General features: G+C 39.2%; 12 protein-coding genes. 7 read left to right on the top strand and 5 right to left on the bottom strand.

Features of this window, described 5'->3' with window-relative positions; all coding sequences use genetic code 11:
• The first annotated feature begins 29 nt into the window (after positions 1–29).
• Together AC07VK_RS00530 and AC07VK_RS00525 are read left to right on the top strand one after the other, a co-directional pair.
• Entirely contained in the window at positions 30–1,298 is a 1,269-nt protein-coding gene (locus tag AC07VK_RS00530) for an exo-beta-N-acetylmuramidase NamZ family protein (RefSeq protein WP_492957548.1), read from the top strand.
• A 145-nt stretch (positions 1,299–1,443) separates the two neighbouring features.
• Positions 1,444–1,650 carry a hypothetical protein gene (locus tag AC07VK_RS00525; protein WP_492955727.1) on the top strand — a complete coding sequence of 69 codons (207 nt, stop codon included), beginning with the start codon at positions 1,444–1,446 and terminating at the stop codon, positions 1,648–1,650.
• 33 nt (positions 1,651–1,683) lie between these two features.
• Here the strand turns inward: AC07VK_RS00525 and AC07VK_RS00520 are convergent, their stop codons facing one another.
• From AC07VK_RS00520 to AC07VK_RS00510, 3 genes are read right to left on the bottom strand one after another with little or no spacing between them, the layout of a single operon-like run.
• Positions 1,684–2,466, bottom strand: coding sequence for a sensor histidine kinase (locus tag AC07VK_RS00520; protein WP_492957547.1), 783 nt, complete (start codon positions 2,464–2,466; stop codon positions 1,684–1,686).
• A 7-nt stretch (positions 2,467–2,473) separates the two neighbouring features.
• Positions 2,474–3,529 carry a PAS domain-containing protein gene (locus AC07VK_RS00515; protein ID WP_492957546.1) on the bottom strand — a complete coding sequence of 352 codons (1,056 nt, stop codon included), beginning with the start codon at positions 3,527–3,529 and terminating at the stop codon, positions 2,474–2,476.
• 32 nt (positions 3,530–3,561) lie between these two features.
• On the bottom strand, positions 3,562–4,605 hold the full coding sequence (locus tag AC07VK_RS00510) for a DNA topoisomerase IB (RefSeq protein ID WP_492957545.1): 1,044 nt from the start codon (positions 4,603–4,605) through the stop codon (positions 3,562–3,564).
• Positions 4,606–4,697: 92 nt separating this feature from the next.
• On the opposite strand from AC07VK_RS00510, the gene fmt reads away from it, so the two are divergent.
• Positions 4,698–5,606 carry a methionyl-tRNA formyltransferase gene (gene fmt, locus AC07VK_RS00505; RefSeq protein WP_492957543.1) on the top strand — a complete coding sequence of 303 codons (909 nt, stop codon included), beginning with the start codon at positions 4,698–4,700 and terminating at the stop codon, positions 5,604–5,606.
• 565 nt (positions 5,607–6,171) lie between these two features.
• Here fmt and AC07VK_RS00500 read toward each other — a convergent pair.
• Both AC07VK_RS00500 and AC07VK_RS00495 read right to left on the bottom strand, forming a co-directional pair.
• Positions 6,172–7,011, bottom strand: a complete 840-nt coding sequence (locus AC07VK_RS00500) for an aminotransferase class IV (protein ID WP_492957541.1) — start codon at positions 7,009–7,011, stop codon at positions 6,172–6,174.
• A gap of 3 nt (positions 7,012–7,014) precedes the next feature.
• Entirely contained in the window at positions 7,015–8,043 is a 1,029-nt protein-coding gene (locus AC07VK_RS00495; protein ID WP_131032353.1) for an RluA family pseudouridine synthase, read from the bottom strand.
• A gap of 102 nt (positions 8,044–8,145) precedes the next feature.
• Between AC07VK_RS00495 and AC07VK_RS00490 the strand changes: the two genes are divergently transcribed.
• From AC07VK_RS00490 to AC07VK_RS00475, 4 genes are all read left to right on the top strand, one after another.
• Positions 8,146–9,177, top strand: a complete 1,032-nt coding sequence (locus AC07VK_RS00490; RefSeq protein ID WP_492957539.1) for a DUF6588 family protein — start codon at positions 8,146–8,148, stop codon at positions 9,175–9,177.
• Between the two features lie 64 nt (positions 9,178–9,241).
• On the top strand, positions 9,242–10,111 hold the full coding sequence (locus AC07VK_RS00485) for a 1-aminocyclopropane-1-carboxylate deaminase/D-cysteine desulfhydrase (protein WP_492957537.1): 870 nt from the start codon (positions 9,242–9,244) through the stop codon (positions 10,109–10,111).
• 249 nt (positions 10,112–10,360) lie between these two features.
• Positions 10,361–10,957, top strand: coding sequence for a TetR/AcrR family transcriptional regulator (locus tag AC07VK_RS00480; protein WP_492957535.1), 597 nt, complete (start codon positions 10,361–10,363; stop codon positions 10,955–10,957).
• A gap of 7 nt (positions 10,958–10,964) precedes the next feature.
• Positions 10,965–12,113, top strand: coding sequence for an FAD-dependent oxidoreductase (locus AC07VK_RS00475; RefSeq protein ID WP_492957533.1), 1,149 nt, complete (start codon positions 10,965–10,967; stop codon positions 12,111–12,113).
• Positions 12,114–12,301: the final 188 nt, after the last annotated feature.

The raw sequence follows: 12,301 nt of genomic DNA, 5'->3' as shown, positions 1-12,301 counted from the left end.
TAATACCGGAAGATTAGAATAATAAGAAAATGAAAACTTACATCAGCTTTGCTTTAAGCAGTTTAATTGCATTATCAGCCTGCGGACAACCCAAACCACTCGAACAGGAAGTTCTCGGAAAGAAAAGCCCTGAAAACAGAAAACTGATGATCAGGACTGTTAAACTGCCATCGACAATTAAAACCGGTGCAGAGCAGACCGAAAAATACCTCCCACTTTTAAAAGGAAAACGTGTTGGAATGGTAGTTAACCCCACATCGATTATCGGCACACAGACTTCGGTTGATAGCCTGCTGAAACGAGGTGTTAAAATCCAGAAAATATTTGGTCCGGAGCATGGTTTTAGAGGCAATGCCAGTGCAGGCGTTACCGTTAACGATGATGTTGATACCAAAACAGGTATAAAAGCCATTTCACTTTATGGCAAACACAGTACGCCTACGGCTGAAGATTTAGCAGATATCGACATTATGGTGTTCGATATCCAGGATGTGGGTGTTCGTTTTTACACCTATATCAATACCTTACAGCACGTTATGGAAGCCTGTGCAGCAAACAATAAAACACTGTTGATTTTAGATCGCCCCAATCCAAATGGTTATTTAATTGATGGACCGATTTTAGATCCAAAATTTAAATCAGGTATTGGTGTGCAACCCATCCCTATTGCGCATGGCTTAACCGTTGGCGAATATGCACAGATGTTAAATGGCGAAGGCTGGTTGAAAGATAAGGTGAAATGCAAAATTACCATTATCAAAAACGCCAATTACAATCATGATATGGAGTATACCTTACCGGTTAAGCCCTCTCCTAACCTGAATACGCAACAATCTATTTTACTTTATCCATCTACCTGTTTATTTGAAGGCACTTATTTAAACCACGGCCGCGGAACAATGTTTCCATTTACCGTTGTTGGGGCACCATACCTTAAAGGAAAATTCGATTTCAGTTTTACGCCAAAAAGCATAAAAGGCATGTCAGAAACACCATTATTTCAGGATCAGGTTTGTTATGGTTTAGATTTAAGAACTTACGATACCTCAAAACTGGTAAAATCGAAACAGGTAAACATCAGCTGGTTAATCGAACTGTATAAAGCTTCGCCAAGAAAAGAAGATTTCTTTAATACCAAGCTGAGCAAAGAAATGGGGACTATTGAAAGATTAGTTGGTGTGGCAGATTTTAGGCAACAGGTAATAGACGGAAAAAGTGAAGCGGAAATTAGAGCCAGCTGGGAGCCAGGCCTAAGTGCCTATAAAGCCATGCGTAAGAAATATTTGCTCTATAATTAAGGATTGAGTGAGAGAAGGATTGAATGATTGAATTGCCCTTACAATTATTTTCAAACTTAACAGAAAGAGGTTTGTTATTATTGATAGTTGATAAGCGCTGTGCTATTCAATCATTCAAAAACTCAATCATTCAATCATTTTAGCTATGAGCGGTCCAAAAATTAAAAGCGATAAACCAGGAAGCAATTACCAGGAAGAAGTGCCTAAAGGCCGAGAACCTGTTGACCATAAAACGGTGAGGCATGAAAATGACAGTAGCCCCAATAAAGCGCCAAAAACAAATAACCCTGCAAAACAGCGTGAGCTTGAGGAACAACCTGTTCATCCGATAAAAAAGGCACCTAAAGAATAAAAAGTTACACTCTTTAATCGTGAATTAGGGTAATTAAATTTTTAGTGCAAAATAAAATGTGGCGCCTTGCCCCTCTTCGCTCTCTACCCAAATTCTGCCCCCTTCATTTCTGATAATTTCTGCAGAAATGTAAAGTCCCAAGCCTAAACCCGGATAGGTATGTTGCAGATTTCCACCCACCCGATAAAACTGATCGAAAACCATATGCTGTAGCGCTTTCGAAATCCCGATTCCGTAATCGCGTACGCACAAAATGACTTCATCGTTCAATGCATAAGTATGCACATCGATCTGATTGGCATCATTAGAGTATTTAATGGCATTTGATAAAAAATTGGTAATCACCTGGCCGATACGTTCGCGATCGGCATAAACGCTGCTGTTGCTATTTAAATCGGTTTTGATCTGATGTTTAGAAGTGATATGCTGCATTTCATCTACTATTTCTCCTACAGCCTGATCAAAATCAAATTTTACGGGATTAAAAGTCATTTTGCCCGATTGTATTTTGGTTACATCAAGTAAATCGCCAACTAAACCGGTTAAGCGGTTCAATTGTTGATCCATTTTGCGTACCATGCCAGCCTTTTTCTCATCACCTTCATTCCTGATCATCCTTTCCAATACCTGTGCATAAGCTTTTATACTGGTTACCGGCGTTTTTAGCTCATGGCTCGCAATGCCCAAAAACTCGTCTTTCTGTTGCTGAAGCTGAACTTGTTTCGTGACATCCATTGCTGCATGTAAAATAGCATAAACCTTTCCCTGGGCATTTCTCAAAGGTTTATAGGTAAAATTAAACCAAAGCTTTTCCATCTTACCGTTAACAGGTAATAGCGCCTCCTGCTGATCGGCATGATAAGGAACTCCTGTACGATAAACCTCTTTTAATATCGATAAAAGGTTGTCCTTTTAATTCAGGAATGGCTTCTTCCATCGGCTTCCCGATTACATCCTTATCTTTCCCCCAAAACCTCAGCATTTCATCATTAGCCAGCGAGATGATAATATCTTCCGTTTCGTAATAACCTGTGGCCATTGGAGTATCCAATAATAAATTCCTGAAACGTTCTTCGCTTTTGGCCATTTCCATCCGCGAATGTACCAGTGAGGTAATTTCGTTCGCAACTACCATAATGCCAGTCACCTCATTGTGCTGATCGCGGATTGGGTCATATACAAAATTGAAATAATAATCCTGAAGTACACCATCTCTTTCTATCCTCGCCATTGTCTCGTAACCATGGTGGGCCACCCCTGTATGGTAAACCTGAGTTAACAAATCGGGAAAGGGCTGTCCCTTTAGTTCGGGCAAACCATCAATTAAACGAAGACCGATTACCTCTTCTGTTTTACCCCATAGCTTTAAAAGATCTGCATTAGCCTGTTCGATTATAAAATTTTCACCCCTCAAAATGCCAATGGCTACAGGTGCATCCTGAATCATCTTGCGAAAAAGTTCTTCACTGGCTTTAACCTTTAATCGGGCATTTACCAGTTCGGTAACATTAGTAGCATTATTCAAAATCCCCCAAACGTTTCCATCATTGTCTTTTAGGGGTTTATAAATAAAATCGAAATAAAAGGTCTGTAAAACGCCATCATTAATCAGCATTACCCGGTCTTCTTTGGTTTCGTAAGCAATACCGGTTTTGCGTACGTTCTGAAGGATCTCTAAAAAAGGCTGCTCTTTAAGCTCGGGCAAAGCAATGGCAAGCTCTTGTCCAATAACCGAATGATCTCTCCCCCATGCTTTAAGCATTGCTTTATTAGCAACTTTAATGTTCATTTTCTCCCCAATGTACAGTCCGATCGGCATTGGAGATTCTTCGATTAATGTATAAAAAATAGCAGTGTTATCGTCAAGGTTAATTTGCATAAAGGGATAAAAAAACAAATATAATGGGTTTTCTATTTACTACTTGATTTTAAGAATGATAATAAAACTTTCTCATCGTGTTCTAAACCTGATTTACCAGTTACTTTGTTATTATTCATTTTTTTCATGTATTTACCAAGCTCGTTGTTTTCGTAAGCGGTGAGCAATAACGGATATACGTAAGAACTCTTACAAACGGCTCTGGTATTGCCTAATTTTTTCGCTACGCAATCTAAAACATTAACGATGGCCTTTTTTGAATTTAGGTTAAAATTTTCATCGGCACTGCACTTCGAAAACTGGCGCAACGCTTCTAATGTTCCACCCCAGGTTCTAAAATCCTTAGCCGTAAAATCATCGCCTGTAATTTCTTTAATATAAGCGTTTATTTTACCTGAATCGATACTTTTATGTTCTTTCCCGTTCGAATAAAACTGAAACAATTCCTGTCCGGGAATGTCCCTGCATTTCTTGACCAGTTTCGCCAGCGACCGATCATTTAACTCTACTTTTTGCCGAACACCTTTTTTCCCAACAAAATCCATGGTAATTTTACTTCCTTCTATTTTAACATGTTTATCGCGAAGTGTAGTCAAACCAAAAGAACCATACAATTGCTTATAACTTTCATTACCCACGCGGATTAGCGTTTTTTGAAGTACATCTACCGAAATAGCCAACACTTTACGCTCATCGAAATCTTTTCTGCGGAGGTCTTTTTCCAGATTTTTCCGTGCATTGGGCAATGCTTTTCCAAATTCCAATAAACGGAAATATTTAGCTTCCGATCGGCGGCTGGTCCACTTTGCATGATATTTATATTGTTTCCTGCCTGCAGCATCAATACCGGTAACCTGTAGGTATGCATTGGGTCTATTAGCAATCCATACATTTTGCCATGCGGGAGGAATAACTAAGGCTTTTATCCGGTCGAGGTGTTTCTCTTCGGTAATTTTGTTTCCATCTTTATCTTCGAAATGAAATTTACCAGGTTTTCCTTTACGGTAAATCCCAGGTAGCGCATCAGTTACGTACACCAATCCATTTGCCTGAACAACATCTTTGCCTTGTACCATTTTTTGCCTATAAGTATGGGTTTATTTTTAGTTATTTTGCAAAACTTTAACATGGGTAGCCACGTTATTTTTAGAAACACAACACTTTCTTTATGAAAATAGTTTTTATGGGTACGCCCGATTTCGCGGTAGCCTCTTTAGATGCCTTGGTACAAGCCAATTTCGATATAGTTGCAGTGGTTACTGCGCCAGATAAACCTGCAGGCCGCGGCCAAAAATTGAATGAAAGTGCAGTAAAAAAATATGCTGTAGAAAAAGGAATTCCTGTATTACAGCCTGAAAAATTAAAAAACCCTGAGTTTATTGAAGAACTAAGATCTTACCAAGCCGATTTACAAGTGGTAGTGGCTTTCAGGATGCTACCAGAAATAGTTTGGAATATGCCGGCTAAAGGAACCATCAATTTACATGGTTCGTTGTTACCGCAATACCGTGGCGCAGCCCCGATTAACCATGCTATTATAAATGGGGAGAAAGAAAGTGGCGTAACTACATTTTTCCTTAAACAGGAAATTGATACCGGTGATATTATTCTCAGCGACAGTGTGCCCATTGCCGACGACGAAACTGCGGGTGAGTTGCATGATAAACTGATGGTAGTTGGCGCAAATCTTTTGGTTAAAACGCTACGTGCTATCGAAGCCAATAATATAACAGAGCAGCCGCAGCCACAAAATGCTGATTTAAAACATGCTCCAAAGATTTTTAAGGAAGATTGCAAAATCGACTGGAACAGCCAGGCGCAAACCATCCACAATTTAATCCGCGGTTTAAGCCCTTACCCAACTGCTTTTACCGTGCTCAACGAGAAAAACTTAAAGGTATTTAAGGCCGAAATAGAAGATAAAGAACCAGGTATTGTTGCCGGAGGCTTTTTAACGGACGGTAAAACTTATTTAAAATTTGCCGCAAAAGATGGCTTTATCAAGCTTTTAGATATCCAATACGAAGGTAAAAAACGGATGCTGATCGAAGATTTTTTAAGGGGGATGCGGTTATAATAATTAATACAGACCCTTGATTCCGTTGCACTCCAATCGGGATGACGACTGACAAAAGATACGTCATTTCGAGCGGAGTGCAACGAAGTCGAGAACCACGTAGTGCTCAGCGAAGCTAAATCTATTTAGCTGTATCGGATATGAATCAAGTTCAGAGATCCCTCCATTCCGTTGCACTTCAGTCGGGATGACGATCGACTTAAGTTATTCTTTTTAGGAAAGCAATTGCAGTAGCTTTTTGGTTATTTCAGCCCCGCTCCCGCTTCTGCCAACCCGATGTAAAATCGGGGGGCATCCCGCTTTGATCGGGTTTAGGTGGCCACAAAAGTGCTTCTGTCTAGGGTTAAATAAACCCGACCGACAGCGTTATCCCGATTAAGAATTGTTTATCTTATGAAGTGAAATTTAATTGGGATTAAGCAAAGGGCGGGACCAGCCCGAACCGATTAGCACAGGTATTGCTTTCCAAAAAAATAATGAGTTAAGTAAGATCTCTCCATTTCGCTACGCTTCAGTCGAGATGACGAACCAATGGCACTAATCTCCTAATGACCAATGAACCAGATTACAAAGCATTCAGTTTTTCGATCAAAAATTTCGATACCTCGTTAAAATAACGTTTCCTGCCGTAGCCCATTACCCATTGAATGCCTTGCGTAGCGTTGGTGATAAAAACTTCTTCAGCTTCTTTTAATATTTCAGGATTAATCTGCGCTTCGATTAAAGGCATATCGTTCATTTTGCACAACTGCATAATGGCCGTACGCATTACACCGCTTATACAACCTTCAGCTAACGACGGGGTATAAATCTGCTTGTTGTACACCACAAAAACGTTAGCGCTAATGCTTTCGCATAGAAAACCATGTTGGTTCAGAATCATCGCTTCATCTAAACGGTTCTGGCTTTTAAAAAGCCCGGCCATTACATAAAGCAGCGCATTGGCTGTTTTAAAATTAGAGAGTTTATTAACCGGCTTGGTCATTTCATCAAAAACATCTATGATCAAACCTTTGCTGTTCAACTCATATGTAGATGCTTTTAAGGGAATGCCTTCTAAAATGTATCCTGCTTTATTGATTTCGGGCGTATAAACACCTGCTCCTCCCCTATAAACTGAAAGGCGAAAACGGACATTACCGTTCCACTTGTTCCTTTTAGCCAGATCAGCCGTTTTTTGGCGTAAGAAATAATCATCCATTAAAGCATGACCATCAATTTTAAGTGCTTTCATGCCAGCCGTTAATCTATCGGCATGTAAATCGGCAAATTGCAACTTATTATTAATCATTCGCATGCTTTCGAACAGTCCATCGCCAAATTTGAAGCTTCTGTTAGAGGCCGTTAAAATCGGAAGATCAACTGCTTGAAATTCATCATTAAATAAAAGGTACTCTTGAAGCATATTTTATGATGTAGCGATATAATTTTCCCATTTGGTTAAGCCAGCTTTAAAATCGGGTGGCAATGGTGATTCAAAATACATATACTCTTTAGTGGTAGGGTGAATAAAACCCAAACTTTGTGCGTGTAATGCCTGACGGGGCAACAATTCAAAACAATTATCTACAAACTGTTTGTACTTATTAAATGTAGTACCTTTTAAAATCTTATCGCCACCATACATTGCATCGTTAAAAAGCGGATGCCCAATATGTTGCATATGCGCCCTGATCTGGTGCGTACGCCCCGTTTCTAACTCACAACTGATCAAAGTAACGTAACCCAAACGCTTTAATACTTTATAGTGTGTTACAGACCATTTCCCTTTTTCTTCATCATCGTAAATATCCATCACACGACGGTCTTTCACACTTCGGCCAATGTAGCCGGTAACCGTTCCATCGTTTTCGATATCGCCCCAAACCAGTGCAATATATTTACGGGTAATGCTGTGGTCGAAAAACTGACGTGCAAGGTGCGTAATCGACTTTTCATTTTTACTGATCAGCAATAAACCTGAGGTATCCTTATCAATACGGTGCACCAAACCTGGTCGGCCATCATTGCCGGGCAACTGAGGCAGTTGCTCAAAATGGAATGCCAAAGCATTAACCAAAGTTCCGGTATAATTATTAAAACCGGGGTGTACAACCATTCCTGCGGCTTTATTCACCACCAAAAGATCACTATCTTCATAAATAATATCAAGTGGTAAATCTTCAGGATAAACTTCGGTATCGCGCGGTGGGTGAGGTAAAACGATAGATATCTCATCATAAGGTTTAACCTTATAACTCGCTTTTATCTGTTTCTGGTTAACCAGTACATTCCCTGCATCAATTGCATTTTGAATACGGTTTCGGGAGGCATTTTCTACGCGTACCATCAAAAACTTATCAATACGAAGCAGCGATTGCCCCTTATCAACAATAATTTTTAAATGTTCATACAATTCCTGCTCTTCTGATTCCTGCAATTCGACCACATTTTCCATGGGGCAAAAATAAACTTTTAACTTCAAGAATTTTTTAATGATTGCAGTTTTCGAAAAAACAACCCTATCTTTAATACAATCAAATCATCCTAAATCATTTATATGAAAAAATGTTACGCTTTAAAGGTATTATGTGCCTTGTTTTTATTGACAGTGGCTCAAAAAGCAAATGCTCAACAAGATGTTGGAGACTTATTTGTGGGCGGACCAGCTGATGCAACTAAATTGATTAATGCCTATTTCGACCCACTATACAAGGGCTTAGGGCTGGGTTTAACCGATGGGTGGTCGAACACCGCTCAATCGAAAGGTTTTTTAAAATTCGATGTCAGGGTTTCGGCCTCGGGCGCTTTTGTACCCCAATCGGGCAGAAGTTATGATGTAAATACCTTGGGTTTAAGTAATATTAAACCTGCTCTAGGCGCATCATCTATAGGCCCTACTGCATTTGGCGATGACCATGAAGGTGGTAAAATGGAAGTTTACACGAGCAATGGTATTCCAACAGGTAAATTTTTCAATTTGCCACAGGGTGTAGGTTTCCATGTGGTGCCTTCGGCACAAATTCAGGCAACATTAGGCTTACCTAAAAATATCGATGTTACTTTAAGGGCAATGCCTAAAATTAAATTAGGTGATGACCTGGGAAGTTTATCGATGATCGGTTTTGGTGCCAAAATTGAACTTTTACCCTTATTTATGGGTTCGACAACAGAAAAACTGATTCCTGTAGATATTGCCATTGCCGGTGGTTTTACGCAGTATAAATATTCTTTAGACCTGAATATCGATAATGTGGCAAATTCAGATCAGCGTATTGATGCTAAATTCAATGGCGTAAATTTTGATGCCATTGTTTCCAAAAAGATCCTGTTTTTTACGCCTTTTGCCAGTATTGGTTACCAAACATCTAATACCAATTTAAAAGCCTTAGGTACCTATAAATTTGCAACAAGTGCAACAACCTCGGCAACTTATGTTGATCCGATTTCGGTTAAACAAACCGATATTGATGGTGTAAGAGGAAGTTTAGGCTTTCAGTTGAAGTTTGGTTTCTTTAAATTTTACGGCTCATATACCCAGGCAAAATACAGTATGGTTAATGCAGGTATAGGCCTTGGTATCGGCAAATAATTAATTTTCGAATATAATAATGCTTAAAACACCTGAAATACTCAGGTGTTTTTTATTTTTACACGTGTTCGAAGAAATATATAGCCCGGTACAAAAAATAGCATTTGCACCTTTAAACAACTTGTTTGTGAAAAGGGATGATCTTATTGATCCTTATATTTCAGGCAATAAATGGCGTAAGCTTAAATATATTTTAGCCAAGGCTAAAGCTGATCACAAAACGCATCTGGTCACTTTTGGAGGTGCTTATTCCAATCACCTTGTAGCCACTGCCGCCGCAGCATCAAGATCAGGCTTAACCGCTACGGCCTTTGTACGTGGCGAAGCAGTAAAGAATGAGCTATTATTGCTGTGCAGTTTATTTGGGATGAAACTCATTTTTACCGACCGAGAAAGTTATCGGGATAAACACCAATTGTTTGACCAATATTTTGCGTCCGACGTACAGGCTTATTTTATAAATGAAGGGGGTGCATCACTTGAAGCCACTATTGGTTGTGCAGAGGTAATTGAAGAACTGGAGCAACCATACGACCACATTTTTTGTGCTGCCGGAACAGGAACCACAGCTGCAGGTTTGTTGAGGGGAATTCAACAACAACAGTTAAATACCAAGTTACATATCATCCCCGTATTAAAGGGCGCTTCCTTTATTGAAGAGGAAATAAACAAATATGCCCCCATATCTCATCACCTCGAACTTCATCTTGATTATCATTTTGGTGGCTATGCGAAAACCACTCCTGAACTGATCAGCTTTATCAAAACCTTTACGGCAAAAACCGGATTGCTCCTAGACCCTGTTTATACGGGAAAAATGTTTTATGCCATTCAAGATTTAGCGAAACAAGGAATTATTGGTAAAGATGAAAAAGTATTGGCCATCCATACTGGAGGGCTAATGGGCCTTTTTGGCATGAAGGATAAGTTTTAATATTCCTCAAAACTTAATTAAGATATCCGGATAATCATTAGGTGATGATTGTACCCATTCTAAATTTTAATCTGAACTATTTTCTATTATTTAAGTATAGATGCTGAAATAAACCCCACAGCTTTCGGATCAGCATGCCGATCGTGTTAGAAAAGCTCAAATCTATTTGTCAGCAAAAATTAATTTAAATAAAATTTTAAAGTAAACAAACGTTTACTTACTTTTGAATCATATTTAATTATGTGAATTATGCGGCCAAAAAATTTAGCGAAAGAAGAAGCCATCAGATCGATTGCCCTTCAGATTATTTCTGAAGAAGGACTGGAAAACCTGAGTATGCAGAAACTGGCCAAGGCAGCCAATATATCGCCGCGTACCATTTATATCAAATATGAAAATAAGGAAGACCTGTTGATAAAACTTTTTATCGAAGAAGTATTGGGCAAGTATGAAAAAGCGATATTGGAAAATTTTGATCCAAAAGTAGCTTTTGCTGATGGTATGAAAAGATTATGGCTAAATACCTTTCATTACCTAAGAAATAATAAACCTGCTTTCTCTTTAATCCGACATGGAAAATCTTCTCCCCTTTTAAATAAGGCTTTTCAAGAGAAAAACATTCAACAAGGTGCATTTTTTGCACCCATACATATCTTTTTAAGAACAAATGTTCAAGCGGGGTTGATTGCAGATCTCCCCCATGATGTACACAGAGCACTTCTATTTTCGCCGATCCAAGATCTGGTAGCTGAATATTTTGACCATTTAGATCGGCCTATACAAATTATTACCGAGGAAGTTATTTTAACCTCCTGCGAAATCGTAATTAAAGGCATCCTTAAATAAAAAAACAATGAACAACATTAAAGATAAAAAAATAGCCATCATAGGTGCTGGGCCGGGAGGTTTGACCCTAGCCAGACTTTTGCAAATGGATGGCTTCAATGTAAAAGTTTACGAACGTGACAACGATAAAAATGCTAGACCAAAAGGTGCTACATTAGATCTGCACGAGGAATCCGGATTAGCTGCCTTACGTGAAGCTAAACTCATGGATGCCTTTATGGAAAATTATCGTCCGGGTGCAGATCGTACACGTATTATTGATCAGCGCGGCAATATCGTTTTTGAAGATAGCGATATACAAAACAGAGAAGCTTTCCGGCCTGAAATAGACCGCGGTCCATTACAAAAGATCCTTTTAAATTCGCTAATAAAAGATACTGTAATTTGGGACAGTCATTTTGAAACACTTACGCCCAGCAACGGTTCATGGTTGATCGGATTTAAAAATGAAACTTTAGCGCAGGCTGATATAGTAATTGCCGCAGACGGGGCAAATTCAAAAATCCGTCCATACATTACACCTATTAAACCTTTTTATTCGGGCATTAGCATTGTTGAAGGCGCCATTTATTCATCGGCAACTGCTTGTCCGAAAATGCATGCGCTTTTAAACGGCGGCAAAATATTCGCTATGGGTGATGAAAAATCACTGATCGTAAGTTCAAAAGGTGATGGCAGTTTGGTGTTTTACACGGGTTGTCATGCGCCAGAAAACTGGGCGAAAGCGTCGGGTATTAATTTTTCAGATAAAAACCAGGTGATCGACTGGTTCAGGAATGAATTTTCTACCTGGGACTCCATGTGGCTGGAACTATTTGAAAATGCATCAACAGCCTTTGTTCCCCGGCCTCAATATTGTATGCCTTTGGATCAGCATTGGGAAACCGTCTCCAATTTAACCATGCTGGGCGATGCAGCCCATTTAATGCCGCCTTATGCTGGCGAAGGGGTAAATATGGCCATGCTTGATGCTTTAGAACTAAGCCAGTGCTTCAAAAAAAACCACTTTAATACGCCTAAGGAAGCCATATCAGCCTATGAAAAACAAATGTTAAAAAGAGCTTCTGAAACCGCAGATATTACGATGCAATCTACAATGGCACTTCATTCTATCGATGCAATTAGCTACATGCTTAACATTATGGACCCTGAATAAAAAAAGGGTCCTCATTGCTGAGGAACCCCAATAAGATCTCTAAATCGTCCCGTTAATTTGATTCTTCTTATAAAAGTATCGCTACTTTCTTTCGAATGAAATAAAAATAGAGCAAAACCGCTAAATAATAGATGAAGATGCACTATCTATACACATTGAGTAATAACTCGTTCCAAACAACCGGCTTT

It is taken from the genome of Pedobacter sp. GW821-FHT01D05, from assembly GCF_059422505.1.
This window is presented reverse-complemented; position numbering and strand designations above follow the sequence as displayed.